Annotated in this window: 32 protein-coding genes; 2 read left to right on the top strand and 30 right to left on the bottom strand. The window is 32.0% G+C overall.

Translation table 11 applies throughout. From position 1 onward, the window contains the following. Positions 1-173: 173 nt before the first annotated feature. Positions 174-830: a DUF4352 domain-containing protein gene (locus tag B5S50_RS15105; protein ID WP_217302235.1), complete on the bottom strand. Its 657-nt coding sequence runs from the start codon at positions 828-830 to the stop codon at positions 174-176. A gap of 747 nt (positions 831-1,577) precedes the next feature. Between B5S50_RS15105 and B5S50_RS15100 the strand changes: the two genes are divergently transcribed. Further along, the gene (locus tag B5S50_RS15100) at positions 1,578-1,733 is read left to right on the top strand and encodes a hypothetical protein (RefSeq protein ID WP_217302234.1); all 156 of its coding nucleotides are present in this window, start codon (positions 1,578-1,580) and stop codon (positions 1,731-1,733) included. Between the two features lie 28 nt (positions 1,734-1,761). Here B5S50_RS15100 and B5S50_RS15095 read toward each other — a convergent pair whose 3' ends face one another. Continuing rightward, entirely contained in the window at positions 1,762-1,974 is a 213-nt protein-coding gene (locus B5S50_RS15095) for a helix-turn-helix domain-containing protein (RefSeq protein WP_217302233.1), read from the bottom strand. Positions 1,975-2,168: 194 nt separating this feature from the next. Next, positions 2,169-2,306, bottom strand: a complete 138-nt coding sequence (locus tag B5S50_RS15090; protein ID WP_175413080.1) for a hypothetical protein — start codon at positions 2,304-2,306, stop codon at positions 2,169-2,171. A 182-nt stretch (positions 2,307-2,488) separates the two neighbouring features. On the opposite strand from B5S50_RS15090, the gene B5S50_RS15085 reads away from it, so the two are divergent. Further along, complete coding sequence (locus B5S50_RS15085) at positions 2,489-3,181, top strand: hypothetical protein (protein WP_217302232.1); 693 nt, start codon at positions 2,489-2,491, stop codon at positions 3,179-3,181. A 109-nt stretch (positions 3,182-3,290) separates the two neighbouring features. Here B5S50_RS15085 and B5S50_RS15080 read toward each other — a convergent pair whose 3' ends face one another. From B5S50_RS15080 to B5S50_RS14950, 27 genes are all read right to left on the bottom strand, one after another. Next, on the bottom strand, positions 3,291-3,860 hold the full coding sequence (locus tag B5S50_RS15080; RefSeq protein ID WP_217302231.1) for a bZIP transcription factor: 570 nt from the start codon (positions 3,858-3,860) through the stop codon (positions 3,291-3,293). A 59-nt stretch (positions 3,861-3,919) separates the two neighbouring features. After that, positions 3,920-4,756 carry a glycoside hydrolase family protein gene (locus B5S50_RS15075; RefSeq protein WP_217302230.1) on the bottom strand — a complete coding sequence of 279 codons (837 nt, stop codon included), beginning with the start codon at positions 4,754-4,756 and terminating at the stop codon, positions 3,920-3,922. Between the two features lie 18 nt (positions 4,757-4,774). Beyond that, positions 4,775-5,092, bottom strand: a complete 318-nt coding sequence (locus tag B5S50_RS15070) for a hypothetical protein (protein ID WP_217302229.1) — start codon at positions 5,090-5,092, stop codon at positions 4,775-4,777. An 86-nt stretch (positions 5,093-5,178) separates the two neighbouring features. Further along, on the bottom strand, positions 5,179-5,385 hold the full coding sequence (locus B5S50_RS15065; protein ID WP_217302228.1) for a hypothetical protein: 207 nt from the start codon (positions 5,383-5,385) through the stop codon (positions 5,179-5,181). 58 nt (positions 5,386-5,443) lie between these two features. After that, the gene (locus B5S50_RS15060; RefSeq protein WP_217302227.1) at positions 5,444-6,568 is read right to left on the bottom strand and encodes a hypothetical protein; all 1,125 of its coding nucleotides are present in this window, start codon (positions 6,566-6,568) and stop codon (positions 5,444-5,446) included. Positions 6,569-6,678: 110 nt separating this feature from the next. Then, a complete protein-coding gene (locus B5S50_RS15055) occupies positions 6,679-6,828 on the bottom strand; it encodes a hypothetical protein (protein ID WP_217301974.1) in 150 nt (49 codons plus the stop codon). 3 nt (positions 6,829-6,831) lie between these two features. Next, positions 6,832-7,128 (bottom strand): hypothetical protein, encoded by a 297-nt coding sequence (locus tag B5S50_RS15050; RefSeq protein ID WP_217301973.1) that lies wholly within the window; start codon positions 7,126-7,128, stop codon positions 6,832-6,834. Positions 7,129-7,140: 12 nt separating this feature from the next. Further along, the gene (locus B5S50_RS15045; protein ID WP_217302226.1) at positions 7,141-8,568 is read right to left on the bottom strand and encodes a hypothetical protein; all 1,428 of its coding nucleotides are present in this window, start codon (positions 8,566-8,568) and stop codon (positions 7,141-7,143) included. A 15-nt stretch (positions 8,569-8,583) separates the two neighbouring features. Then, complete coding sequence (locus B5S50_RS15040; RefSeq protein ID WP_217302225.1) at positions 8,584-10,569, bottom strand: siphovirus ReqiPepy6 Gp37-like family protein; 1,986 nt, start codon at positions 10,567-10,569, stop codon at positions 8,584-8,586. 1 nt (position 10,570) lies between these two features. After that, complete coding sequence (locus tag B5S50_RS15035; protein WP_217302224.1) at positions 10,571-11,416, bottom strand: hypothetical protein; 846 nt, start codon at positions 11,414-11,416, stop codon at positions 10,571-10,573. 11 nt (positions 11,417-11,427) lie between these two features. Continuing rightward, on the bottom strand, positions 11,428-12,291 hold the full coding sequence (locus tag B5S50_RS15030) for a phage tail family protein (protein WP_217302223.1): 864 nt from the start codon (positions 12,289-12,291) through the stop codon (positions 11,428-11,430). 15 nt (positions 12,292-12,306) lie between these two features. Next, the gene (locus B5S50_RS15025; protein WP_217302222.1) at positions 12,307-17,487 is read right to left on the bottom strand and encodes a phage tail tape measure protein; all 5,181 of its coding nucleotides are present in this window, start codon (positions 17,485-17,487) and stop codon (positions 12,307-12,309) included. 50 nt (positions 17,488-17,537) lie between these two features. Then, positions 17,538-17,687: a hypothetical protein gene (locus tag B5S50_RS21655; RefSeq protein ID WP_254306607.1), complete on the bottom strand. Its 150-nt coding sequence runs from the start codon at positions 17,685-17,687 to the stop codon at positions 17,538-17,540. Between the two features lie 122 nt (positions 17,688-17,809). Continuing rightward, the gene (locus B5S50_RS15015) at positions 17,810-18,106 is read right to left on the bottom strand and encodes a hypothetical protein (protein ID WP_217302221.1); all 297 of its coding nucleotides are present in this window, start codon (positions 18,104-18,106) and stop codon (positions 17,810-17,812) included. 11 nt (positions 18,107-18,117) lie between these two features. Beyond that, a complete protein-coding gene (locus B5S50_RS15010) occupies positions 18,118-18,963 on the bottom strand; it encodes a hypothetical protein (RefSeq protein ID WP_217302220.1) in 846 nt (281 codons plus the stop codon). 12 nt (positions 18,964-18,975) lie between these two features. After that, positions 18,976-19,290, bottom strand: coding sequence for a hypothetical protein (locus B5S50_RS15005; protein ID WP_217302219.1), 315 nt, complete (start codon positions 19,288-19,290; stop codon positions 18,976-18,978). Next, positions 19,277-19,672: a hypothetical protein gene (locus B5S50_RS15000; protein WP_217302218.1), complete on the bottom strand. Its 396-nt coding sequence runs from the start codon at positions 19,670-19,672 to the stop codon at positions 19,277-19,279. Before B5S50_RS15000 ends, B5S50_RS15005 begins: the two co-directional genes overlap by 14 nt. After that, positions 19,669-20,013 (bottom strand): hypothetical protein, encoded by a 345-nt coding sequence (locus B5S50_RS14995; RefSeq protein WP_217302217.1) that lies wholly within the window; start codon positions 20,011-20,013, stop codon positions 19,669-19,671. Before B5S50_RS14995 ends, B5S50_RS15000 begins: the two co-directional genes overlap by 4 nt. Further along, entirely contained in the window at positions 20,003-20,326 is a 324-nt protein-coding gene (locus tag B5S50_RS14990) for a hypothetical protein (RefSeq protein ID WP_254306606.1), read from the bottom strand. The genes B5S50_RS14995 and B5S50_RS14990 overlap by 11 nt, the downstream gene beginning before the upstream one ends. A 13-nt stretch (positions 20,327-20,339) precedes the next feature. Then, entirely contained in the window at positions 20,340-21,545 is a 1,206-nt protein-coding gene (locus B5S50_RS14985; protein ID WP_254306605.1) for a phage major capsid protein, read from the bottom strand. Between the two features lies 1 nt (position 21,546). Next, positions 21,547-22,290 (bottom strand): head maturation protease, ClpP-related, encoded by a 744-nt coding sequence (locus tag B5S50_RS14980; RefSeq protein WP_217302216.1) that lies wholly within the window; start codon positions 22,288-22,290, stop codon positions 21,547-21,549. Continuing rightward, positions 22,283-23,440, bottom strand: a complete 1,158-nt coding sequence (locus tag B5S50_RS14975; protein WP_217302215.1) for a phage portal protein — start codon at positions 23,438-23,440, stop codon at positions 22,283-22,285. The genes B5S50_RS14980 and B5S50_RS14975 overlap by 8 nt, the downstream gene beginning before the upstream one ends. 47 nt (positions 23,441-23,487) lie before the next feature. After that, positions 23,488-25,152: a terminase TerL endonuclease subunit gene (locus B5S50_RS14970; protein ID WP_254306604.1), complete on the bottom strand. Its 1,665-nt coding sequence runs from the start codon at positions 25,150-25,152 to the stop codon at positions 23,488-23,490. After that, a complete protein-coding gene (locus tag B5S50_RS14965) occupies positions 25,133-25,441 on the bottom strand; it encodes a P27 family phage terminase small subunit (RefSeq protein WP_217302214.1) in 309 nt (102 codons plus the stop codon). Before B5S50_RS14965 ends, B5S50_RS14970 begins: the two co-directional genes overlap by 20 nt. 143 nt (positions 25,442-25,584) lie before the next feature. Further along, the gene (locus B5S50_RS14960) at positions 25,585-25,902 is read right to left on the bottom strand and encodes an HNH endonuclease (RefSeq protein WP_217302213.1); all 318 of its coding nucleotides are present in this window, start codon (positions 25,900-25,902) and stop codon (positions 25,585-25,587) included. Then, complete coding sequence (locus tag B5S50_RS14955) at positions 25,895-26,047, bottom strand: hypothetical protein (RefSeq protein ID WP_217302212.1); 153 nt, start codon at positions 26,045-26,047, stop codon at positions 25,895-25,897. The genes B5S50_RS14960 and B5S50_RS14955 overlap by 8 nt, the downstream gene beginning before the upstream one ends. A gap of 160 nt (positions 26,048-26,207) precedes the next feature. Further along, a complete protein-coding gene (locus tag B5S50_RS14950) occupies positions 26,208-26,666 on the bottom strand; it encodes a hypothetical protein (RefSeq protein WP_217302211.1) in 459 nt (152 codons plus the stop codon). Positions 26,667-26,671: the final 5 nt, after the last annotated feature.

Genomic DNA, 26,671 nt, shown 5'->3' with positions numbered 1-26,671 from the left:
TATATGTGTTGTCGTCAAATGGTCGTCAATAAAAATATAACTCCAGCTTAGTTTTAGGCTGGAGTTTATCTATTTTAATTTATATGTGACCATTCTTTACAATGCAAACTGTAAATCATGTAGAAGAAAATACTAAGCATTTCCATATAAAAAGCTCGTAGGGCTTAATTAAATTAACTGATTTTAAATTGTATTTTAACTTTATCACTAAATATATTGTCTTGGTACTGTAATAACATTCCTTTATCTTCTACTGGTTCTTCAAAAATAACGCTTCCTTCTACTTCTCCACCTGGTGCTAATTCTCCAGATTTTAAAGCAGTATCTTCATTTACAGTTGAGAACGTTTCATCTTCAATTTGTCCTTTGCTGTTTTGCATTTTAAAATACAAAGGATTATACGATAGTTTTTCCTTAGCATTATTTTTTATTTTCACTCTAGCTATAATAAATTCTTTTCCATCTTTAGGTTTATCGTACTCTGAACCATTAGACTTATCAACTTTTGTTACTGTCATTTCTACACCTTTGTATTTTGCAGTTTCTCCAATAGCATAAGAATCTTTCAATTCATCTTTCTTAGGTTCTGCTTTCTTTGTTTCAGTCTGACTGCTTTTAGTACTTTGGTTTGTAGCAGTTGATTTATCATTATTTCCACCTCCTAATGCTGATCCAATACAACCTAGTACAATAATTACAATTACTACACTTACTATTTTATGTTTCATGAAAAAATTTCTCTGGTCCTTGCCGCAATGTGGACATTTTTTAACACCTTTTGCAATTTGCTCACCACATGCTTTGCATGTAGTCATTTTATTATTTTCCACTGTAGAACCCCCTTAATTATGTAACTTTAATTACATTGTAACAAAATATTCATATTATGTCTATTTTGCTAAATTATATTTTTTAAGGAAAGCTTGACTTTAAGCTGAAGCAATTTATGCTTTGGAGGAGGTTAAGCAATTGACGCAATTTCCCCTAAAATCAGGGGAAAAAGAAAAAAGCATAGCAATTTATGCTTTGTTATCGAGTTGAAGTTTCTTTTAGCACTGCTATTGTATTCTGTATCTTAATATGTTAAAAACTGCCCTAACATACTTATTAACATATTATACACATCTTGTCCATAGCTATCTGTTAATAATTATATAGAATCCTGTCTTTCGACCAGTTTACCTACCTGTATAATTTAGCATAGACGGTCATACACACCCGACTGACTAACAAGTAATACAATAACAGGAATATTACTTATCGGAGCTTATTTTCTGCGTCAGCTAAGCTAAACTATACAATTTATTTAAAGTTGCTTGTATGCTTAAACAACTAACCTATACTATTTTAGGATATAGGAAATAAAACTATTGAAAACATCATTTTTTTAAAATATAATATAGTTGCGTAGTTTAATGAAGTTTAATAGACTTTATTTAGCTGTATTTATAGGGTAGGTATGCCAGTACCTACTCTATTTATTTTTATATGTTATATTGTATTACTAAGTGCGCACCTTGTCAACATCTTAACGTAGTGATATAATTATTTTATAAAGTACTACAGAGGTGAATAAAATGGCTATTCCAGAAGGAAAAGAGAGAATAACTCTCACTCTACCTAAAGAGTTAAAAGTAAGGTTCTTAGAAATATGTGAGCAAGAAAAAAGGACTCCAAGTAAGCAATTTGAAACTATTTTAGAAAAATTCGTAAAAGATTATGCAAAAGAATAAGCCCTAGGCTTTTATCCCAGGGCTTAAATTACCTTTTGTAATATTTTTTTCTAAGATCATCCTGTTCTAATTTTCTTTTCTCAACATCTTCTCTTAAGTAGATTCCCTTTTTTATTGCTATTAACTTTCCTTGTCTATTCATATCGGAAAGACGTTGTTTACTTACACCTAAGTATTCTACAACTTCACTTGAATTCATAGTGTTCTCCTGGATTAATTTTATAAGCTCATCACGATCCATAATTTACTCCTTATCTTGCTTTTTTAATAGCTTATTTTTTTCATCTTCTAATTTATTCTTTTTTATTCTAACAAACATAAGCCTGCATCCTAATGTCACAATTATTATTGCACAAATTATCAAAGAAAAGTTTAATATTTTCATATTATCGTGTATAATGGATAGGTAAATAAAATATTTTTTAGAGAGGGAAGTTATTTCCCTTCCCTCAATTTTTGGATTTCCAGCTCTAGTTTTTTAATTTCTAACTTCGTTTTCCTGTAAGTCACGTTCAGTTGACGAATTGTTAGTATTGAAATAACTAGGGCTATTAATTTACTTATCCATTCCACTTCTTCACCTCCTTCTCCTTACAATTATATTATAACATATGTGCGTAAAAAGTCAATAGATATACTAGATTTTTATTACTTTTTTATACATAAAGTACTATTTTTTTAAATAAAAGAGGATTCTTACTTATTTTATAGAATTTATTATTATAAGCAAAATTAACATAAAGGGAGACTTGAACATGAATAAAAAAGTAAAAATTTTATCATCTACGCTAGCAGCTCTGTTACTAACATCTGGTATTACATTAACCAATGTACAAGCTCAAGGCGTTCAAAACAATTCTTCAGTGAAATCAGTTTCTAATATTAACACTTTAGGAAAAACTCAGTTTTTAGAGTATATGTGGTTTCCTCATAATCAAGTTGAGCAAATGTCTTCATTTCTTCAAACAACAACCAATGTCAATGATTTTGTACGTTTTCTAACAGGTGACATCATAGTTTCAGGATCACTAGCAGAAAAAGTAGGTCCAAGTTTATTTTTCTTTGGGAAAAACAATATATTAGCACAAGCGGATCATGGGAAAGGAGTACTTCTTTATACACCCTCCCAAGATTATTGTAAAAAGTTCACATTAGTACCATTTGGCCCTGCAGGGGAGGATAATTTTGATGTTTACTATACACTTACAGGTGTACAAGCACATGAAATAGAGAATTATATAGACCTATATAATCCTCAAAACAGTACCCAATTAGCAAATTTTATGGTAGAAAAAAGTATACTTTCTGATCCAACATATGCAAAAGGCGTTGCTACAGTAATATTTCAAAGTGAAAGTTATTTTAAAGCTAATGATCAGAATGGTGTGTTAATTTTACAAGCACAATCAAACCCTGAAATAAAATATGTTGCTACTTCTGCACGATAACTATACTAAAAATCATCCTTCTAAGTTTTGCAATTATTTAGCAAAAATAAAGATTATAGAAATGAATAGCCCTAGGCTTTTACACCTAGGGTATAAATCATTTCTATATTTATTGAGGCGTGTTTTGAGGTTGTGCAGATGTTAGATTACTTTGTACATTTGATATAGTCTGCTTTAATTGAGCATTTTCATTTGTTAATGTAATAATTTTTGCCTGTAATGTCTGTTTCTCAGCTTCCCTTTCTGCATCCGTCTTATCCTTATGACCAAGATCATTTACCCAATACTGGATAACATCATCTATAATTTTTTGCTGATTTTCTGTAGGATTAATGTTTAATTCTTTTAAATTAGCGCAAACAGTATCATGGGCGGACTTGAACCTATCTTTATCACTTACTAGTTTACCTGCGTGATATAATTGTTCCGCATTTCCCACACCAATTTTAGCCCAATGTTCTATAAGGTCAGCTGTAGTTACAATAGGATTTAAAGGTGCTATTTCTTTGCCAGCTGAAATAATAGGCTCCACAGCTGTAATAACTTTGTCTACATTATCCAAATCTTTAGATATATTTACACCTTTCTTATTAAGAAAAGCAAATACTCCTCCAGATCCTAAAACTATTCCAACTACTCCACCTGAAATTAACATTTGTATTGTTTGTACACTTAACATAAAAATTTCCTCCTAAAAATTTATTTTTGATAATTTAAAAAAGAGCTTTATAAGCTCTCCTAATTATTTAAAAAAATGTTCCATGTCTCCATCCTCATAATACCGTCAGTAGGCTTTCCCCAATTCTTTTGAAGGTTGGTTATTGCCTGGAATGTCATTTCTCCTAGTATTCCATCATCTTGTCCATTTTTTAGGTATCCCCACTTTATTAATTTTTGCTGCATCCATTTAACTACATAGCTCTTATGACCTTTAACTAATATATTTTGTATTCCTCGTAATGCATCTAGGGTTTCCTGCCATATGTTACCGTCAACATAAATTAGTTTTGCATTATATTCTGAATTAAGATCATATTCCAGAGCCTTAATTTGTTGTATCCTTGTTGGATCTTTTACATTTTCAATAAGAGTATCGGCGGCAGAATTATCTGCTACGTTACCTGAGCCAAAGAACATAGCAGCTTCTTCTTTTCTACGTCTTAATAGTCCTGGTAATACTTGTCCACCAGCTTTATCCCACATTTCAAAATCAAATGTTATCGTATCAGCATCTCTTATACCATTACAAATATTACGATATAGCGTAGAACTCAGTACGCCACCAACGCCAATGTTATAAGCCATTGAAACAAGTGCATCAAATTGATTTTGACTAAGACTTACTCCTCTACTATCTAGGTCATTTTTAATAGGTGCAGCATATTTTCTATTTAACCAATCTTCTAGCATATTAGTTGCTTGTTCTTCTGTTACTGAAGTTAATCCAGTTATTTCTTCACCTGTCATTCCATAGCCTAAAGTCGGAACACCTACTTCATCCCGATAAACAGTAGAAGAAAATCCTTCAAACCCTTTAACAAAATCAACAAGTTGTTTTGATACTAATTTACACATTTTATATTCCTTCCTTTCTTATTTTTTTGTAAAAATAAACCCCAGTATTGTTCCAACTATTCCAGAACATATTGAGGTTATAATGGCTAATTTAATTTTTGAGTAATCCTCTGAAGGCTTTTCCTCTATCTTTTCAAGCTTTGAACCAATATCTTTTATGCTGTCTTTAATTTCATTAAGTATTTTAAATATCATCTTTATCTGTTCACCACCTGAAGCAGAAAATTTTTCAACAACAATTACCCTTTCATCTAAACTTTTAAGCTCACTTTTCAGTGAACTTACATCATCTTTTAAGTTTTGGATGTAAGGACACTCTTTACAATTATCATTCATTCTAGGCCTCCCATTTAAGTAATTTTAAGTAAAATAAAAAGGCTTACATCAATAAGTCTTTAGTTCATAAAATTATTTATAATATTTTAGATATTGGAGCTGTGTATAAGTGTATTTATATTTTGATTTATTTCAGTATAAACATCTTCAACTTTTTTGCCCTCTTTTTCTCCAATTAGATGGCAACAATGGACAGTAACTATATGCAGAACTGCTTTAAGTTCATCTCTATCCTCTTTCATAAGTCTAAGTTTTTCTTTTAAATCACTAATTTCTTTCATTAAATTTTCCAAACTTATTCCTCCTAAAATTTGAAGGATACTTTTTTAAGTATCCTTCAATATAATTATATTATTCTTCTTTTTGATTTGTAGATTCTTTTGTATCTTCTTCTGGAATTTCCTCTGACTGTTTTTCTACATTGGCTTCTTTTATCAATAGTGTTTTTGATTCCTCTAAATATTTTTGTTTTAAGTGATCTTCTAATGAGAATATTTTATCATCAATTTTAACTTTGGCAGTTTGTCTAACTAACGTTCCAATGGATTTCACTAATTTATAATTATATTTATAAGCATTTTCTTCATTGATATCAATTCCTAGTTTTTTATATTTTTCTGTAATCTCTGCATCTTTACCAAGTAAATCTAAAATTTGTTTACATCTTAAGACTTGTCCCTCAAATGTATATTTATTAAAAACTAAGTCAATTGTCTTTTTCATTAAAAATGCAAATGCACTAATAACTGAGGCACTACCAATAATTGATAAAAATAAAGAACCTGATTCAACTTTTAATATTTTTAACTCATGTTCACTTAAAGATACATTAAGTATTTGACACATAATTTCATAGCTATTTTTAACAGCTTGGATGTTTTTGATAAAATACTCAGGATTAATGTGCTTATCATAAAAATGCAACTTTAGTATTTTTTCGTCCTCTTTTTCTTCTATTTTATTTTCTGTTTTTAACATAAAACTCTTAATATTTTGATAGTTACTAACAAATTTATTATAGTTATTAACTATCAAAGATGTTTTATTAATTAATTCAACAATTATAGAATTGCTTCTTGATTTTACATATTGGTAAATTGTCGAAGTCACTTGGTCATACTCGTCTAGTAAATTAATTATTTTGTTTTTTTCATCTTCTAATTCTAATTGATATTTTTTAAAAATTGTTTCAATAGCATCTCTAGACCTTATTAGTTTTTGATGATTTCCTAAAATATCAAAGTCCATTGCAAATTTTTGTACGCAACTAATAACAGCAGCTTTTCTAGAACTTAGCTCACCTAATATATTCGCATTATTTATGTCAAAAGTATCTGGATAAATAAGATTTAGTAAATTATCTTGATTTTTATTAATTTCATTAAGTAAACCAGATAATGTATCGTTATATGCGCTTAGATTTTGCATTTCATTAAGTAATTCCTCATAAAAGTCTAATAATTCATATGATGTCATTTTTATTCCCCCTTATGCTTACTATGTCAAAATATAACACTTAAATTCTAACATAAATACCCATCACATGAAACATTGATAGTAATTATCTTTTAGTTCGTAAAAATATTCTATTGTGGGTTAATAGTATTTAATATTTCTGCTTTTTCTACATCTGTAAGTTTAGTATATCTAGTAATAACCTCAGCAGCAATTTTATTTTCCTGTAACATTAAAGCCTTAATAGCATTTACAAAAATACTTTTCTTCCAAACCTCCATTTATTACACCCCCATCATATTTGCTACAGCTACCTCAACTGCAGATAACCTATCTGTTATTTGTTGTGTGTTTTGTTTATTTTTAGTTTCTATAGCTGTTTTTTCTGAAGTATAATCTGCCTCTGTTATTTCTACTATATCAGCAGATAATGTTGTTAATTCTTCATTTGTTGCAAATATTGCGTAAGTAACATTAGGTGGATATAATTGACTTCCTGCACATATTTGATTTAAATCTAATCCTTTATAATCAGGCTGATCAAATTTATTGTAAAAATTGTTTATTTTTATATATTTCATATAATCCTCCTTTTATAATACATAACCAATATATTGTTTTTCAAAACCTCTACCTATAAATGTAGAACCACTAATTATATTATTCTGTACGTCTATAGAACAAATTGCACTACAAGAGTTTTTAACAAAAATCATATCACCCATTGGTATAATAACTATATTTCCACTACTAATAATAGCAGACTGTTTCAATGCACTAAAACTTAAACTATAAATTTCAAACCACCCATATGATTTATTTACAAACATAATTCTACTATTTTTTTCATCTATATAAGCTCCAGATATATCAAAAGCCCTAGATATAGTTTGTAGTAATGTACCACTCTTATTATATAAGCATACAACATTACTATTACCTGCTAAAATATAATTTTTAGATATATAATAAATACTGTACAACGAATTTAAAGTTACAGTATTTATTACATTACCATTTAAATCATATTGTTTAGCTATATATTTATTATTATTATCAATAAACCAATTTTCATCTGCAAAAAGTGATGACACCATTGTTAAATTATTTGAAATTAAGCTATTCAGTAAAGTTGCTTTATTGGGTTTTTCTTCTGCTGTTCCTATAACTCCAAATATAGATTTATCTTTTAATATGTTTGGGGATTGTAAATTAGAGTCACCCTTTATAGTGATAGTGGCATCATAAATACCTGCACCTTTTACAATATCAGAGTTTCCAGGTGTTACTGTTTGTGCTGCTGTAGCCTGTACAGCTAAACTTCCAGTTATTTTACTACCATTTACGTATCCTACCTTTCCACTTCTTACTGTACTTGCTGCAATAGGATTAGCTGATTCTGTCGTTTCTACTACACTAGATTTTCCTGATACTCCAAATATGGAAACACCAGACTTAATATTAGACGTTACTAAATTAGTATCTCCCTTTACATAACCAGTTCCTGGATGATAACCTTGTGCTATAGCTTGATTTACAGTTGTAGGTGTAAGTACTACTGTTCCATTATTAGGCATACTACCATGTCTTAAAATACCATCTGAATTACTAAAATCTGCTCCACTTAATACCTGGTTTTCTACAGCATTCCCTTGTCCTCTTGCTATACAATTTATAGCAGCTATAATTTGATCCCATGTAGATGTGGTACTAAGACTTTGTCCTTTGCTGTTTACGGCACTAATCGTATTAGATTTTACGCTAGTGCCAGATTGAAAAACCTCGTTTATTGCATTTACAAAATTATCTTTAGCAGTTGTTAGTAACTTACTTCTATCACCAATACCATGAGCCGTATTATCTGCCTTATGTGTATCAAAATCTTCTTTAACTGCTTCTAAAGTTTTCCCATCTGCAGCTAATACATTTGATGCAGTAGTCGTTGGATTATACTTTGTATAATTACCATCACTTTCTTTTTTTAGCATATCTAATTTTTTTTGCTGTGTTATACTTCCCATAAAATCACTTCTTTCTTAGTTAGTTTTATACCACCAATCCCCTACATTTAAACTTGGTTCTGTTGTACTTGTTACTATCTTTGTTACCTGGTCTGTATTAACCAACTTCCTCCATATATTGCTTCCACCAGGAGTAATAGTTCTATAATAAATCGTATCATCCCAAAATCCTTGTGCTATCCATAAGTTATATGGATTGTATTGACTATCTGGATTACTTCCAGTGTGACAATTCACTATAAGATGCCACCATGTATTATATGGCATCCCTGATGCACTATTTTGTGGAACGTTGTAAAATCCCGAAGGCAATATATTGTTACCAGGATTGCTAATACTTTTAGTTTTAGTATTGCTATCTCCAAACACTAACCTTGAAATATCAACATTTCCTATAGTATTAGCGTTTCCACCATTTGCTGGCAATGAAGTTGGTTTAATACTATCTGCATAAGATTTTGCATTACCTTCGGCTTTGTTTGCTTTTTCCTGTGCACCCTCTGGAGTTTCTTTAGTACCTATTAAATTAGTTATGGTTGTTGCAAAGTTGGGATCATCATCCAAAGCTTTTGCAAGTTCCTGTAAAGTATCAAGTGTCTGTGGTGCTGAGTCAACTATACCTGCAACTTTATTGTCAGCATAAGTTTTAGCAGAACTTAGTGTATTCGCATCTCCTGTATCTGAGTATTTTTTAGCATTACCCTCAGCTACATTTGCTTTCTGTTGTGCACCAGATGTAGTTTCAAATCCACTATCATTTTGAATCTGTCTTGTAGATGTAGGTATTTGATTTTCAGTAGCATAATTCTTATCATTCTGTAACTGGCTAACTTTTGTGGGTATATCAGCACTCTCAGCTAATCCTGCATCATTTTCAAGCTGACTTAATTTTCTTGGTATCTCTACAGAACTTGATTTATTATTCTTAAACTTATCTAATATAGTTGGAATATTAGTACCCAAGGTAGCTTCTAAACTAAATCCACTGACCTCATATATTTCTTTTAGCTCAATTATTTGTGCATCCATAGTTATGTTTAATTTCCTATCCTGTGCTGTTATGAAATCTCCTAAATCATAATCCTGTCCATAAATAAAAGAGCCTTCTGGTATTACTTGTACCTCAAAGCTCTCTGTCTTTTTCAATTCACCTAGCTTTTGTGATCCCAATGTTAAAAGTTCATTGGCATCCTCTGCTGAACTACAGTCTATAAAAGTTTCTATCCTTTCAAGTCCGGAAACTTCACCTATTTGTTGTATAAGCCTGTCTTCATTTTCTCCCTTGCCACCACAGTATCCTACATTCTTAGCATTAATAATGCTACCAATATATTTTCTGTTTTTTATGCTGTTAAAGTCTATAGAAAAAATTACAGGCGGTAAAATATCCTGATCTGTAATTAAATTCTTGCCTTCTATTACATCAAATACCCAGGCATTATTATTAGCATCTAATACAACATCCCAACCTATCTTGGCATATTCCCCAATTTCATCTAACTTATCTGAAAGTATTTCAAACCTAGAACGCCACTTATCTTGTTTTCCTCTCTGCTGATCTGCTGCTATTGTAACCTGTGGAATTTTTCTTGATGCATCTGCAGGATTAACAACACTATTATTTACAAATGCTTTTAAAATAGTTTCTATGTTTCCAGTTTGACTGTCATAGCCATTAGAATTTACAGGTGGTACTATAAGTCTTCTGGACATAACACCTTTTAAAGTAGGACCTTTTATAATTAATGTATCTGTAGGCTCTCCATTTTGGTCATAACCACTTTCTCTGTGCATTATAATTCCAACTTTATTAAAGCTACTACCTAAGAGTATTAAATTATTCTCCTGCAACTTATCTGTATTGTTTTTATTTATATTAATATGGAGTTCAAATTCTCCTACCTTGTAAAATCTTCTAATAAATTGCAATGACTCATAATCATCTATTTCTCCAAGCAGTTCAAAATTAGGACTTATTATTCTTATAGGCACATTGTCCATGCTATGTCACCTCTTTTAGCCATATATCCCCTGTCTTAATATCTGTAGGCTCTTCAGTTCCTGTAAACACTTTTGGTATAGCAGTTATCATATTGTATAAATTGCCTGCTGCATCACCACTAAGAACAGTTTTAACATTTTGAAACCATGTATTAAAGTCATTTTGAAATTGTGATTTTATAGCATCAACTTGATTTTGTTCGCTTGTCGTCATACTACTATACCAATCTTCATATGTTTTTTTCTTAGCATTTGTCCAAGTGGTAAAATCAGTGTCATATATACTTTTCTTAGTATTTAACCAATCTAAATATTGGTCAAATATAGCTGTAGTATCTACTTGATTTACAGTTCCATGCACTATACCACATAAGTCCTTGTTTAATCTCAAGTCTGTTATATCAGCCTGTGCTATGCCTATTGATCCAGCTTTAATGCATATGTCTGCTATTCCTAATTCATAAGCATCTGCATCCCTTTGCAATACTTGTGCTACTGGAGAACTTGCAAAAGCACCTTTTTTTACTGAAGCTCTTATTTCTCGATTTACTACATCATATTTAAGAACTACCCTATCAATTCTATTTAATACACCATCTGCTACATCTACATTAAGAATTAGGTCATCTGTATTTATATAGATAAATCCATTAATCCAACCTCTCCCAGCTTTAAGTATAATAGTCATATCATTATTATTTGATACAACTTGCAAGTTTGTAGCTGGATTAGGAAACACGCCATTCCCTATAAAAGTAGCAAAATACTCTGCAAAATTTTCAGCCTTGTATACCCTATCCCATGAATCTCCTACTTTCATAGCATTAAAAAAACCTGACTTTTCCAAAATATCACCCCCTAAACTCCTACATATAGTGGCCTGTAATATACCGCCATTTCTAGGTTATCCAATCCCTTTTCCGCATCATACCTCAAAAGGTTATCTCCTACAGCTAACTGTAAAAATGTAGTTTGCAGGTCTATCCAGTTAAATACATTAGTTACTGTTCCATTGCTTTTAACAATCTCTACTCTCTTATTAGCAAAAGATGTGTTTATATTAAGTTTATCTCCTGCCTGCAGAGTTCTCCTAACCTTTATAAATTTTCTAGTATACACATTAAATAACGAAGGATTAACCACAGTTGCTAGTGCAGTAAACTCAATTCTCATGCCACATTCTACGTCACCTTTATTACACACATTTACTATTAAATTACTTATCCTATGTCCCATAGTTATTCCATCCGGCGGAATTATAAGTGGAAAATGAAAATCGCCAACCCAAAGAGCAATTTCTTCTTTAGATTCCTGGACGTCCATCCAGAACGGATTAAAACAATCTAGCTGTATTAAAAATTGCTGAACTGGTTCATGTCTATCTTTTGGAGTAACACTGTTAACTCTGCACTTTATAATATATTCTCCTGATCCATTACTATAAAAAAGAGTACCTTCCAGTTTAGGATTAAACGCAGAGTTTAATTGTTTTTTTCTTACAAACATATCCTGACTGTTATCTCCTAGTACAGCAACCTGTATGCTTAACACCCTTTCATCAAGGAGTACTCCTTGAACGGTTTTTCCATCCTGTCCAGGTGCTTTTGTTGTAAGCATTGTAGTTTTAGGCGGATCTGGATCAAACTTTTGTAACAAAAAAGGGCCTGAGTTTTTTAATTTTATACTCTGACCTCTCTCATTTGTAAATATTAAATTCTGCATACTTTATTCTCCTTCTTATGACATTTTAAAAGCAAGCCTTTGCAATGTGGCTTCCATGTCTGTACGCTGTTGGCTTGGAGTTTGTGCTACAGGACTTGATATGTTTACTTTATTATTTACTACAGTTTTAGTTTCTGAATCAGAACTTCTTCTGGGTACTCCTTTATATGCTGGAGCCATAATACTTACAGAATCAGAAATTATAGTGTCTTTTACCTTTTGTATAGCACTATCTCTGGCATCATTTATTTGTGCTGTTATACCACTAATCATCTTTACTATATCGCTTATTTTCTCAGCAAAACCATCATAAAGTTTTTGGCCAAGTGTTCTGCCTGCATTTTCATAGTCAGGAGAATAAGACTCTAATAAACTAACTATATCTTTTTGACTATCATTCATAACTATCCATTCAGCCTCTGCTTCTAATTTTACTGAATCTAATTTTTTATCATAGAAGTCTTTTGTATCCTGCAGCTTTTTTTCTAAATCAGTTTTATTAGCTTCATACAAAGTATTTAAGTTATCAAGTTGATTTTGCTTTTCCTGTTCAAGTGCTGCCTTCTGGTCTGCTATTTCCTGCTCATGAAGCCTTTTAGTTCTATCAGCTTTAGCTTTACTCAGCTGTTTTTGAAGCTGCTCTTTATTATATTCATTATGCTCATAGTCAATATTTCCCTGTAAATCATTAATATTTTTTAATTCTTTGGCATCTGTTTCAACCCTATCCTCTGCTTCTTTTTCCGACTCCAAAGCTTTTATTTTGGCATCATATACCGCATTAATGTTTTTCTCAGATTCAGTTTTCCACTTTTCCAAATTAGATATTTGAGTGTTTATAGAATCTTCCTGAAGCTTTTCCTCTTGAGTATATTTTTCCTTTAGAGCGTCTTTTATCTTATTTGTAAAATCATTTATTCCCGTAATTGTATCATTTTCAATTTTGTCTGAGGCATCATCCATTTGATTTTGAAGGTCTTTAATATCTTTGCCTAATTGAATAACAGCATCTGAATCCTCTCCAAGCAAATCGCAAAGTTCTTTATACTCCTGCTTCATACTTAACAATTTTAAATAATTAAGTGTGTATACCTGAGTCTGCCTGTCTATCTCTTCGCTAAAATCACTGCATGTTTTGCTTAACTTTTCAATATCAGAATCAAGTCCGTTAAGAGACTGCTGGTATTTATCTGTTATAGTATCCTGCTGCAATTTTTTAGTATTATTTTCTATTTCTACAGTAAGACTTGCTATATCTTTTTCCAGTGAAACTGCACTATCGTCAGCCTCGCCAACACTATCTACAAGTTCATTATATTCTTGTCTCATTTCAGAAAGCTTTCTATTTCGCAAGTCAAGTGTATCCTGCTGTTTCTTCAATTCCTCTGTGGTACTGTAAGTATCCTTACCTAACTTAACATTTGCTAAATCTATCTCGTCAAAAATCTTTTTATACTTGTCTTCCACCTTTTTAGCTGGATCTTCATCCTCATCCATACTTCCCATACCAGAATTTTTCCATTCTGCAAAAATATCTACACTGTCAGTTTCCATACCTGCAAGCTGTGCTCCGGATGCTCCTACACTAGCTATTTCTTTCATTATGCTGCTTAATGTGCCCTGTACATTTACTGCTGCGGTTTTTACTTCTGTCTGTACATTCTTCATGGCATTTCCAACTATCCCAGGAACTAAATCAGTCCAGCTCTTAACACCTTTTGTAAGTCTTTCACCTAATGTCATTCCAGAATCTTCATACAAATTTCCATATTTATTTAAAATGCTTACAATAGCATCCTGATTTTTAGAAGTTATTAATTGCTCTGCCTGTGCCTGTATGGCATCTTTATCTAATCTTTTTTCATAGTAGGTATTTACATATTGTAGTAAACTGTTTAACTGGTCTTTTGTAAGCTTTTCTTCCTTGACCTTAACCTTAACACTTTCTAATGTAGCCTCTTTTTCAGCTTTTAATTTTCTTTCAATTGCCTTTTCAAGAACATCATTAAGCTTATCAATAGTACTTACTGCTTTTTTCTTAGCCTCAAGCTCCTGCTGTATCTGTTCTTTAGACATTTTGCCTATTTTTTGTATCTGCTCTATTTCCTTTTTAGCCTGTTCTTTTCTGAGTTCTATTTCATCTTTTATAGTTTTCTTTTTTGCAGTATATTCATCCTGAATAGAATATCGTGAAGAGCCTTTAACTCCTCTAAGTGAAACACTCTCCTGCTGGTTTAAATTAGATAACTGATTGCTTAAATCTTTCGTTTCACTTGCAAGCTTATCTTTTATAGATTTTATCTGTTGCGATACAAGGTCAGCTACTTTTTTAACAGCATCTGTTGGTTTGTCTGAATTTTCTTCCATAGTATCTGCCAATAACTGCATGAAGTCACCGCCGTAAGTATCCGCATCACTTAGTGGTCCAATATCAGGAACTGAGAAATGAAGATAACTTCTTATTGTATTTGCTACCCCACTTACAGTGCTTTCAATACCGCCAATCATAGATTCTATACCATTTATCAAGCTTTGTATCATATCAGCACCCCAAGAATAAAATTGAGATGGTAAGGACGTTAAAAAACTTATGGCACTACTAAAACCACTTTGAACAATTCCGTAAAGTGCAGATAAAGTGCTGGAAATAGCACTATTCATGGCATTAAACATTGCACTTCCTAAACTAGCAAGTGTGGATGGTAAACTACTAAAGAAACTTAAAATTCCATTCCATATGCTTCTTATAGTCGCACTGGTTGCTGTAACGATACTTGATATAGCACTTTTCATTGTGTTCCATGTACTTTCCGCTAAACTTACAAGTCCTGACCAAAGGCCACTTAAGAAACTTAGAATTCCATTCCAAACGGCACTTACAGTTGCACTAATACCCTGCCAAGCAGCACTTAATAATGAAGATATTGCCTCTATGGCTCCAGTAAATACTTGCTGTATACCCTGCCAAATATTAGAGAAAGCAGTTTGTAAGTCATTCCATATTAATTGAGCATCTTGAGATAATTTAGTAAAATTTCCGGTAACTAAGTCTAGTATTAACAGTACAGCTCCAAGGAATATTGTCTTAATAGCTTCCCATATACCAGTAAAGAACTGTGACAAGCCATCAAATATAGTCATTATTCCTGTTTTCATACTGTTCCATAAACTCAAAACACTAGATACAATAGGAGTAACTACAGCTATTATAGCCGTCTTAATTCCATTCCATATCCCTACTACAGCCGTTTTAATACTGTTAAATATTTCTACAGCTCCACTTTTTAAACTATTCCAGATAGATGTTAGGGAAGATTTAATACCATTCCACACATTCACTGTTGTCGATTTAACTGAGTTCCATACATTGCTTATAGTTGTTTTTATGTTATTAAAGTGTGTACTTATAGCTGTCTTTAGTTCTCCAGCTTTGGCTTTTATGGTGTCCCAGTTCTTATACAATAAAACTCCTATAGCTATTGCTGCAACTATTCCTAATACCCACGGATTAAGCAATGTTCCTAGTAAGCTTTTAAGTCCACCAAGCTCAGTTATTTTAGTCTTAAGTTTGCCAAATGCGGTTATTGTTTTACTTATTCCAGTACCTATACTGCCTATCTTTTCAATTAACGTACCAATAATAACTAAAACCGGGCCTATAACTGCAGCTATAAGTCCCAATGTAATAATTGTTTTTTTAGTACCATCATCAAGACTTGCAAAAGATTTAATCATGGATGTTATTTTTTCAATTACAGGAGTTAAAGAAGGCATTAGATCCTGACCAAAAGCTACCGCCAATGCATGTGCAGATTCTTTCATTTCCTTCAATTTATTTGCATTAGTATTTTTCATGCTGTCAGACAGCTTTTTAACTTCTCCAGTTGAGTTTTTAGCACCATTAGCAAGGCTTCTTAAATTGTCTCCGCCTTTATTTAAAAGTACATTCCAACTTGCAAGAGATTCTTTCCCAAATATAGTTGCTATAGCTGCTTGCTTTTCTTGGTCTGTCCAACCTTTCATACCATTTTGCATATCATCAAGTATCGTAGGAAGGTCTTTCATCTGGCCCTTTGCATCAAAAACTTTTAACTTCATTCTGTCCATTGCTTTTGACATATCATCTGTAGGTTTTGTTAAATTAACAAGACCTGCTTTTAATGAGTTTGCAGCTGTAGATGCATCTATATTGGAACTTTGCAATTCACCTATAGCTGCCGCAGTAACTTCCATTGGTTGTTTTAATGAACTTGCTGTTTGTCCACAAATACTAAAGGCTTCACCTAAACTGGTAACACTAGCTTTTGTATGGTTACTTACATAAGCAAAACTATCAGCCATATGTGCCATATTCTGTGTTGTTTGGGCAGCATTATTAGTTTTCATGCCATAGGCTTCTAATGATCCACCTAAACCATCAACAACTGTTGCCAAATCTTCATTGGCTCCACGTGCTGTGTATAAAGAAGTTTTCATTATATCCATGGCCTCTGAACCTGAATATCCATCTTTGACAAGAGTAAGCAATCCTGCATTTATAACATCTGTACTTTGGCCAAAGTCTTCCGACCATTTCAAGGATGAACTTGACATATTAGCCATCAAAGAATTAACCTGAGTAATAGGCATTCCAGTAGCTACTATTTCTTTTTTAATATCAGCCATCTGGTGGTCAAAATCTGTTGCAGCTTTACTGGCTAATGCTAATCCGCCTACTATTGGGGCTGTTACTTTTCCGGACATACTAGAACCAACACCAGCCATTTTTTCTCCAGCTGAATTTAACTTTTCTCCAACTTCTCCAGCCTTTACTCCTAATGATTGCAATGCCGGACTTGTGTCAATGGCTTGTTTTTGCAAATTTTTTAATTTATTTTCAGTTGTTTCAACTTCCCTTTGGAAAGCTCTATACTTATCCTCACCAATCTTGCCATTTGCAAACTGTTCATCTACTTGTTTTTGTGCCGCTTTTAAAGTTTCAAGCTTATTTTTTGTATTTTCTATTTGTTCACTTAGTATCTTTTGCTTTTGTGCTAATAATTCTGTACTAGATGGATTAAACTTTAAAGCTCTCTCAACTTGTTTTAACTCACTTTGTAAATTTCTAGTAGTACTATTTACACTTTTTAAAGCTTTGTCTAATGGTCCAGTATCACCACCAATTTCTACGGTAATTCCTTTTAAATTACCTGCCATTTATCTACCTCCTTTCCTCTAAAATAAAAAAGGAAACCAATAATTACATATCAGTTTTCTTTCATCTTTTCTCTTAAACTCTTCCTATCAGGTTCAGTCTGCTCTATTCTCCAGCAATTTTCTAGATACTCTCTGCCTTCTTTAGTTTGTTTATAGTTATAAATAACTGCATCACGCAACAACAGCCAATACTCAAACACATTTAATTCTTCTAATTCTTTAAAAGTATATCCACTGTATTCACATACAACTTTTTCTTCAATAGTATTAACTTCATAGTGGCCCTTATCATCATCCTTGTCCTCCGGGTAATAAGGGATCTTTAGTTTGGGGAATTCTTAGTGTTTTTTATCCAATTAAAATATTCAGATAAAATTACAATTATTTCATCTATATCTAATCCGTCAGTAAACTCTTTTGTCACCTTATAGTGAGTTTTATTTTTATTCAGGATCATATTCACAGCTTCATATAAAGTATCAGGTGCCTCTATGTCTTTAACACCGGACAAAGAAACTACTTTATTAAGCATTTTCTTTGTTGGTGCTTCAAGCTGCAGTCTTACATTACGCACTTTTATATCAAAGTATCTTTTACTTATTTTGTTTAAATCAAACATTTATATCCCTCCTATACTGTTTTTGAAGTTACAGTTGCTTTTCCGGCATTAACAGCTTTAAATGAACTATCAACTTCAACTATTAATATGTCATTTCCTGATACCGCTGTAATCTCATCAGTTCCATTCCAAGCTGTGTAACCTGCTGTTGTGTTACAAACATCATTTAACTTAGGTATTGAAGTATTCGCTGCTATTTTATACATATAGCTGTTTCCATCTGATAGTGTTGGAGTTACAGCTATTTTTGTTTTACCAGTTGTTGATCCTGCCGTAGATACAACATTCAAAGCTCCTATTGTATTCTCTGTTACCTGCGGAATGTCTTCTTCATATATAATTTTTGTACCTTCATCATCCATAGGAGCTGCCTGGAATTCTGCATCTACTACAGTTTCCTTTCCCTTTGTAAATTTAAAACCAAATCCAGCTTGGTTATTTCCAACTATAGTTACACGAATATTACCATCAGCTTTATCTTCATGTACAAATCTAATTACATATAACTTTCCATCATAATTTGCCAACCCACCTATTTTAACAGTCCTTTTTCCTTTCTGTTTGTCTTCGGATACCCTTGCAGTAGAACATAATCTTGCAAGTGTCTTTCCATTCCATGTAAGTACGCCACTCTTAAGTGTTACGGTTTCCTCTGTTAAAATACTTTTTCGTATAATTCCCAAATCATCTTCTACTTCATAGAACTTTGGTTTATACTCTAGATCTGCACCACCAGAAATAAGTCCTAATAAATTTTCATTAGTTTCAATAGTTTTATCATCTGGTATTGTATCATTGAATAACATTGTATATAATTTTCCACTGCCTAAAACAATTTTCTCGTCTGCTGTTGACATCTATATTACCTCCTAAAATTTTTCTAATAAATCAAAATCGTACACAGTTTGAAAGAATTTTTCACTATCAATCCATGTACGATCTTTTTTATAGCTTATTGCTTTTTCGTTTAATAAAGCTTCAATTTTACTTTCAGAAACATAGTCTATGCGCTCTGAATATAGTTCAATACTTATAGCTCTATTAGCTATACAATTTTTTTCATCTGCACCACCTACATCTCCACTCTCTGTAAAAACAATATAAGGTAATGGTGGAGGTTTTAAAAAAAGCTCATTTGCAACTTTTAGCTCTGTTGTTTGAAACCAATTCTTAATGTCCAGCATTTTCTACCGCCTCCTTTGCTAATTCTACCATCCGCTTTTTAGCAAGTTCTTCTCCATACTTTATATGCGGGTATGCTTTTGCTCTGCCGCCTTGATGAAGAGCATGACCATTCTCTAATAAATGCGTTAACCTATACTGGCCATTTCCAACATACCATGTATTAACTTTCTTATATCCATCTTCATATATCTTTTTAATTCTAAAAGCTTTTACATATTTACCTGTATGCTGTTTAAATGTAATATGATTTTTTATTTCTTCATTTACCTCTTTTGATACAGTATCAACGGATTTTTTAATACCTTGCGTTACTTCTTCAGTATAATTGCTCATATATTCAGCTATTAAATCAGCCATTTCATCAACCTTTACACTACTCATGATTTAACCTCAAACATTTCTACTTGTCTAAGTGTCAAGTCAATACTTGGTGGGTTTGTTGTAAATATAACTTGCGCCAATTCAATATCATATTTACCAATATCAGCAACTTCTACAGTATCATGTATATCAATACCGATTACTTGTGGTATTCTAATAACTGCATTGGTTTGCACCTGTACTGCTTTTGCGGCAAAAGCTCGATTATACCCTAAAACCCTATTAGTAAAACCTAATTTTTTATATTTATAAAGTTTGTTGCCTTCTTCATCCTCTGTATAAATGTCACATATTCCATCAGAGAAAGAAATAAATTCAATATTATTTCTTTTAATTTTCATGATTTTCTTCACTCTCCATTGCTGCAGCCTGATATTTTAAGTGCAGACTTATTAACTCTGATAAAAAATTCTTTTCAAACATTTCAAGAGCCTGACTATTTGCATACCTGCAGTAATCAAAAAGTAACTGTCTTGGCAAATCTTCTGTTATAAAATCTAAAGAAGGCACACCTGCTTTATCCTGCAAATATGTCTTTCCTCTATTTATATATCCAGTTATATTCTTATCTGTATTTTCATCTTTCCACGTGACATGTAAGTAAGCTTTAACATCTAGTAATAACTGCTCGTCTGGTGTCATTGTATCTAACATTTAAATCACCTCATTAAGCTGACGCTTTAGTAGTTACAGTTCCTTCAACTTCTTTAACTGTTACTTCTAATGTAGCAGGTTTTATACCACTTATATCCAAAAGTATAAAAGCATTATCATCTAACGCCCTACCATTTCCATACATTCTGGTCAAATAAACTCTTTCATCATCCAAAAACCTAAATTCATCTGAGAACTCTATTTTTCCACCCCTTTCACCAGAACCTAATCCCATAAAATATTTATTTGCTATTCCCATAACAGCCTCATTGGCAGCAACTGCTGGAGATTGTATAACAGTAGTAGGGAATGGAAATACATCATGGCTGTAAGTTCCATCTGCAGCTCTTACCGTTGTTGCTGGAAAAATCTTAGTAAAATAATCAGATGGATTAACAACTAAAATCACATTTGCAATTGGCCTTGTCTTATCATTAGGCGCTTTAGAAAGCTGTCCCAAAATAGCTCCATATGAAACTGGATCAAATGCTGTTATTACCTTCGCAGTTTTTTTTGGATATACTCCCCCTGTTACTGTTACATCATCTGCTACAGACCTATTCATTCCTATAGGTTCATCCTTGCCAGTACCATCTATAATAGCAGTCTCAAGTGCAAGAGCTATAGCTTCACTTAATGTTCCTCTTACATAGGCATCTACCCATGATGGTCCAACATTAAGCATATCTTTAGATACAGGCATATAAGCAGTTAATTTACAAATCGTAAGATCTATTTTTCCTATAGCACCTTCAAGTTCTTTAGTAATTTTAGAATTTAAAGCACCCCATGCCGCTAATTGAGAACCCTGTTTATTTACAAGCATTTTAGTAAGTATAGTGGTATTAGTAAAAGTTATTTGATCCAACAATGGATGTGCTGTTGTTATATCATTTAAAATATTATCAATTATTGTCTCAGGAAAAGCTACATCAATATCAGCTATAGCCTGCTTTGGATTTGAAGATTTCATAGCATTAATTAATTTATCATAATATTTTTGTTCTATAGAAGTTAACTGGTGGATTCCTCTTTTAGCTAAAATATTGGAATCCTGTGTTTTTTGATACATGTTATATTCTTCAAGTACATTTTGCTGTACAGTTTCTGCAAAATCAGTAAAAGCTTGTGTTATAGCATCTGGGTCTTCGGATTTAAATGCATCCGCCAAATTTTGTTTTAATTCCTGTTGTATTAGATCTTTACTTTTCATTGCCATATTATTTTTCCTCCATTTTCTTTTTAAATATTGCCATCATTTTTTCGGCATTAGTCTTCTGTTTTGTAAATTGCTTTGGTACCTCAATCTTATTTTGCGTTTGTGTAATCTGTTCCTTCAAAGATTGTTCAAACCTCTGTTGTGCTGCTGTTATTTGAGTATCTTCCTTCCCTGCTATTTCATCAGCAAGTCCATATTGGACACATTGTTCAGCATTAAGCCAGGTTTGAGCATCTAAAAGTTGATTTAACGTTGCTTCATCTAACTTATCACCAGCCTTTGTAAGATAACTTGAACAACTTGCCTTGTCTATTACATCAACATCATTTGCCGCTTTTCTAAGTTCATCAGCATTTCCAAACATGCCCATAGCTGCATGATGTATCATCATTAAAGTATTTGGACCCATAATAACTTTATCTCCCGCCATTGCAATTACAGAAGCTATAGAACACGCAAATCCATCAACATAAACAGTCTTTTGCGCCGGATGCCTCTTTAAAATATTATAAATTCCTAATCCTTCTTTCACTTCACCGCCATAACTGTTTATATAAATATTGATGTTAGTTATGTTATCACCTGCCTGTTCAAGCTGCTCTTTTATATAATTGGCAGATGTCTCACTTTGTATTGTTTCTCCAGTCCACCAGTCTACGCTATCACCCTGTACATAATCATAAATGTACAGTTCTAGTGTATTTGGCTCTGCTGCCTGTTTTATTAAAAAAATTGGTTTAGCCACTACTCTCACCTCCCTCCAAATTATCTATTTCTTGATAGTTCTTTGTAATCCAATGCTTACCACTCCAATCCGTATTTAACATAGTATCCTTTGCTTTAGTCCTTAATTCATCAATACCATACATACCACTTGCTATAAGCTTGTCTATTTTTTCAGCTATTTCAAATACGTCTATGTGCTTAATGCATGTAGTATCTATACTTAAATAGCTTCCAGCTAGAAATGCTTTTTTACCATATCTTTTTCTATTAATTTCTTTCTGCAGCATATTACATAATGGATCTATACAAAATGTTAAAAAATCATCTACAAGGCCATCATCATTCGCTATATCTCCTAAAAGCAAACTTGGCGGTATTTTTAAAGCTTGTGCTGCTCTTTGGAAAGCCTCTTTTACTAATGATTCAATATCAATAACGTCACTTGTTGATTTCTTCGTTGTATCTCCAGCATTTTCTTCATATTCAACGCCTTTAGGTAAATTTACAACTGCATTTTCTGCTTCAAAGTAATTTTTAAATTTATTTTGAAATAAATCGTCAATTTTCTTTTTATACTCTGTATCTCCGGAAGGTGCTTTGTCTATTTTTGCTATACCTTTTCTTCCACCGCTGCGCTTATATTTTCCTATGGACACATTGATTATATTTGTATAATCATCAAGTAAGTTAATCAATAATTTCTGCATATCAGGATTATCCATCTTCAAATACAGAACATCACTCATGTAAAAGGTTTTATTAAAATTCATAGTACCGCTTGTAACATTAGTAAATGAATTTGGCACTACTGCATATTCCTGCTGGCTAAAACTATCTGCATTAATCAGTTGTCCATTAACTTCAACTGCCAATGCTTCACCATTGAATAGGAGATTTGTTATAAATCCTGCTATAAATTCAGGTGCATTTTGATTTACATTAGGTTCAACATTCCAAAGATAATATTCATCACCTTTAACCTCTTTGCCATTTAAATATGTTTTAAACTCACATTTACTTATTGTATTTGCGATAAAACTTATAGCTAAGGAGGTTGCAAACATTTTTACATCAAGTTGAGTTTCTTGATTTTCTATAGCCTTATCATTGACATAAACTGTGTCTTTATCCTGACCAAAAAAACCCTTAACCCAATCCCAAAGTTTCAATTCCCCACCTCCCTTCTAGTCAAAATGAAAAAGCCTTATTCATTCTTTTAATACGTATAAACTCCAATATCAAAGTCGATCTCTTCTCCGCTATCTTCAAGTTCAACTCCACCAGCACACATAGCAGCTATAAAAGCCATAAACCCATCTGTTTTCCTCGACTTAGGTTCTATCTTACCAAAACTAAAATTATCGTGAGCTTCTGCTTTTCGGCAAGTATTATTTGTATACCACCTCATTAAAGGATTATCTCCCCAAACAACATTATGATTAGTGAATAGACTATTAATTGTTGGATATATAAGCATTTGATCGCTAGGCCTAATAAGTTTTATATTATTAATGCCTTTTTTATCTGTATCAAATCCCACAGTTCTCAATGCTTTTGCTAATAAAGTATATCTATAATTATCCATTCCTAAAGTAGTTATATTATATTTCTGTCCTTGCTTGGCCAACCAATTAGCTGGAATGTCTGGAGATATTTCTACAGCATCCACAAAAGTTAATAAACCAATGTCTTCCCATTCTTCCAAAGGTGGTTTAATCCTTGCTAAATCATTGCAATTTCTGCATACCCAAGTATGCGATAACCAATAATATTTCCCTTTATATTTAAATAGCAAACCAGCACATACGAAATCAGTAGTTTTAGCATAATCTATTCCTGCAATACAGGTGCATCCTGATAAATCCGGAATTTCCTGATTAGTTGCCAAAATATTTTCCCATGAAGTAACTTCAACATCCTTATTGCCTTTAGGAATATTCATTCTTTTAGTCATAAAAGCACTGTTGCTAATAGGATCTTCTTTATAATCTATATATTCCTTTTCTATTTCCCTAAAAAGTTCTTCATTGTAATTCAGAGTAGGATTAGCTTTATCCCACATTTTTTTATTGTCTACTTCTTTCTCATTGTCCAGCTTACAAATAAAAGGAAGCATACCATTATCTCCACCCTGTTCATTCAATATTCTTTTTGACCTTGTTTTTATATTGTCGAGTGGTCCACCTCTAACATCTCCATCAGTTGTAGTTATTGTAGTTCTAGGATTCTTCTTTTTCCCTAAACCAGTTTTAAAAACTTGTATAGATTTATAATCCTCATACTGGTGGTATTCATCAAAATCCACTTTTCCAGGCCTGCCACCATCTTTTGTTTTAGCGTTGGAAGTTCTAAATCTCAGCTTGGATTTTGTTTTTAAATTATATATTTCTTCTTTATTCCAGTAAAAATGCTTTTTCAACTTTTTTTCATTAGATTCTAATACATCATACACATCATCAAATGAAGTTTTGGCCTGATCCTCTGCATTGGCACAAATATCAATATCATAATTTCTAATTTTGTTATATTCACTGATAAGGCAAAAATCCTCAAAACTTAAATATCCATTCTTTCCAGAACCCCTGCCAACATAAATAAATAAGTCCGGCCATCTTAAAATACCAGGTTTACTATAAGTACAATTATGCAGAGTAAAACAAAATACTTCCCACTCATATAATTCAAATGGAAAGTATTTTTGTAAACTTAAATATTTATGGAGCAACTCTTCATCAACAAAGAGATTTTCTTCTTCAAAACATTTTTCAACATAATCGCATAACTGAAACTGTTCTTTACATATTGCTATTTTGCCACTACGGACTAAATCAATATAGTTTTGTATTTCTGGTATAAGTTTTTTACAACTCGTCATCATCATCACTGCCCACATTATCAGTTGTCAGCTCTAATTGTTTCAAAATAGCAAGCTTTTGTTTGTTGTACATAACTGCATTTTTTACGGAGGGATTTTCTTTTTCATATTCATTACCAGATGCAGACATAGTAATATAGGTTCTACCACGAATTTTAATATCCTTTTGCATAGCTTTTTCCTGATTAAAATACCAAATATAATCATCAATTAAGCCTAAAAAATGCTCTACATTTGCATCTTTATTTTTAAGTTGTTTTATTAAAGATTCCTTGATTTTCTTAGCACCAGCCATGTTTTTAATCCCTCCTTTTATTGTAAATTTTTGTTATTTTACAGCCATTTTTCCTCACACGCGCGAGGCAGATGTTTTGTCGTCCCTATATACCGTTCTCCCACAGGCTAGTACTTTTTGATTTTTTTCACCCGGGGGTACTTCTACCACCTCTCAATATTTAACTGAGGTTTAAGGCTTGGAACAATCTTATGATGTATATTATAATGACAATCCTTACATACCACTAATAAATTACTTTTAGTCAGTGCTAATTGTGGGTACTTACGTAAAAATTTAATATGATGCACTGTATTAGCTGGCACATATAATCCTTTAACTTTACATAGTTGACACTCATGATGCTGTTCTTCTAATACCTCAACTCTTATATGTTCCCATAGTGCTGAATTATAAAAAGCTTTTATATTATTATTTCTTATAAGTGTATTAATCCATTGAACTAGCTCTATGCTATTCAATTTTCTTAACTTCATGATTCTGAAAATACATAGGATTTTTAAATCCATCAACTAGAACATGTAGTCCTGGAGAATTGCAAACCATAGTGCCATAACCTTTTACATCCCATGTATCGACATAAACACGCTCCCCTACATTAAACATAAAACCATACCCTCCTTTACACTTAACATAAATAAGACACTCAGAACTTAATCTAAGTGCCTTTCTAAATATTTTCTATGATACTATTCTACATCCATATTTAACTATAAAAATGTCAGCTTACAGTTTTAAAACAGTTAAAAAACAGTACTAAGACAGATTAAAAATTGTAAATTAACTTTCCTAAAGACTCTATTATTTCACATCTCTTTCTACAGCAATAGTCTTTATCCATATTTAGTTTTCTACCTATGGCAGTCCATGTTTGCTTACCATTAAAATATCTAAGTTTAACTAATTTGAATGATTCTTCAGGCAATGTTCTTAAAGCATTATCTATTTTTCTCTTTAAGTTTATATTGTAGTTCTTGTCTCTTTCTAATTCTTTTATTAAATCACCTATGTTTTCTTCTCTGTTTATAACTTCATTCTCTACAACCGAATTAAATTTATTTGTTGATTGAGACCTTTCCTTATAACTTATAGGAGCTATACCTTGATAGTTATTTTTAAGAGATTCTATATCAATATCTAAGTTTGTTATTTTAACTTCTAAATTTTTATAATTATATAAAGTAGCTTCCGTTTTTTTAAACAAATTTTTATTACATTTGTCCATCTTAT

Source organism: Clostridium sp. 001, assembly GCF_019056555.1.
Classification (GTDB): Bacteria; Bacillota; Clostridia; order Clostridiales; family Clostridiaceae; genus Clostridium_B; species Clostridium_B ragsdalei.
The sequence above is the reverse complement of the archived record's forward strand: the minus strand, read 5'-3'. Positions and strand labels throughout refer to the sequence as shown.

Excerpts from the sequence above, each read along its gene's own strand:
- B5S50_RS14965 (WP_217302214.1), bottom strand. The coding sequence starts at position 25,441 with ATGGCTGGTGCTAAGAAAATCAAGGAATCTTTAATAAAACAACTTAAA.
- B5S50_RS15080 (WP_217302231.1), bottom strand. The coding sequence starts at position 3,860 with ATGTTAAGTGTACAAACAATACAAATGTTAATTTCAGGTGGAGTAGTT.
- B5S50_RS15005 (WP_217302219.1), bottom strand. The coding sequence starts at position 19,290 with ATGCTGGACATTAAGAATTGGTTTCAAACAACAGAGCTAAAAGTTGCA.
- B5S50_RS15075 (WP_217302230.1), bottom strand. The coding sequence starts at position 4,756 with ATGTGTAAATTAGTATCAAAACAACTTGTTGATTTTGTTAAAGGGTTT.
- B5S50_RS15050 (WP_217301973.1), bottom strand. The coding sequence starts at position 7,128 with ATGAAATATATAAAAATAAACAATTTTTACAATAAATTTGATCAGCCT.
- B5S50_RS15100 (WP_217302234.1), top strand. The coding sequence starts at position 1,578 with ATGGCTATTCCAGAAGGAAAAGAGAGAATAACTCTCACTCTACCTAAA.
- B5S50_RS15010 (WP_217302220.1), bottom strand. The coding sequence starts at position 18,963 with ATGTCAACAGCAGACGAGAAAATTGTTTTAGGCAGTGGAAAATTATAT.
- B5S50_RS15045 (WP_217302226.1), bottom strand. The coding sequence starts at position 8,568 with ATGGGAAGTATAACACAGCAAAAAAAATTAGATATGCTAAAAAAAGAA.
- B5S50_RS15055 (WP_217301974.1), bottom strand. The coding sequence starts at position 6,828 with ATGGAGGTTTGGAAGAAAAGTATTTTTGTAAATGCTATTAAGGCTTTA.
- B5S50_RS14950 (WP_217302211.1), bottom strand. The coding sequence starts at position 26,666 with ATGGACAAATGTAATAAAAATTTGTTTAAAAAAACGGAAGCTACTTTA.
- B5S50_RS14995 (WP_217302217.1), bottom strand. The coding sequence starts at position 20,013 with ATGAAAATTAAAAGAAATAATATTGAATTTATTTCTTTCTCTGATGGA.
- B5S50_RS14970 (WP_254306604.1), bottom strand. The coding sequence starts at position 25,152 with ATGATGATGACGAGTTGTAAAAAACTTATACCAGAAATACAAAACTAT.
- B5S50_RS14990 (WP_254306606.1), bottom strand. The coding sequence starts at position 20,326 with ATGTTAGATACAATGACACCAGACGAGCAGTTATTACTAGATGTTAAA.
- B5S50_RS15030 (WP_217302223.1), bottom strand. The coding sequence starts at position 12,291 with ATGCAGAATTTAATATTTACAAATGAGAGAGGTCAGAGTATAAAATTA.
- B5S50_RS15060 (WP_217302227.1), bottom strand. The coding sequence starts at position 6,568 with ATGACATCATATGAATTATTAGACTTTTATGAGGAATTACTTAATGAA.
- B5S50_RS15085 (WP_217302232.1), top strand. The coding sequence starts at position 2,489 with ATGAATAAAAAAGTAAAAATTTTATCATCTACGCTAGCAGCTCTGTTA.
- B5S50_RS14955 (WP_217302212.1), bottom strand. The coding sequence starts at position 26,047 with ATGTTTAATGTAGGGGAGCGTGTTTATGTCGATACATGGGATGTAAAA.
- B5S50_RS15000 (WP_217302218.1), bottom strand. The coding sequence starts at position 19,672 with ATGAGTAGTGTAAAGGTTGATGAAATGGCTGATTTAATAGCTGAATAT.
- B5S50_RS15070 (WP_217302229.1), bottom strand. The coding sequence starts at position 5,092 with ATGAATGATAATTGTAAAGAGTGTCCTTACATCCAAAACTTAAAAGAT.
- B5S50_RS15025 (WP_217302222.1), bottom strand. The coding sequence starts at position 17,487 with ATGGCAGGTAATTTAAAAGGAATTACCGTAGAAATTGGTGGTGATACT.
- B5S50_RS15015 (WP_217302221.1), bottom strand. The coding sequence starts at position 18,106 with ATGTTTGATTTAAACAAAATAAGTAAAAGATACTTTGATATAAAAGTG.
- B5S50_RS15095 (WP_217302233.1), bottom strand. The coding sequence starts at position 1,974 with ATGGATCGTGATGAGCTTATAAAATTAATCCAGGAGAACACTATGAAT.
- B5S50_RS14985 (WP_254306605.1), bottom strand. The coding sequence starts at position 21,545 with ATGGCAATGAAAAGTAAAGATCTAATACAACAGGAATTAAAACAAAAT.
- B5S50_RS15040 (WP_217302225.1), bottom strand. The coding sequence starts at position 10,569 with ATGGACAATGTGCCTATAAGAATAATAAGTCCTAATTTTGAACTGCTT.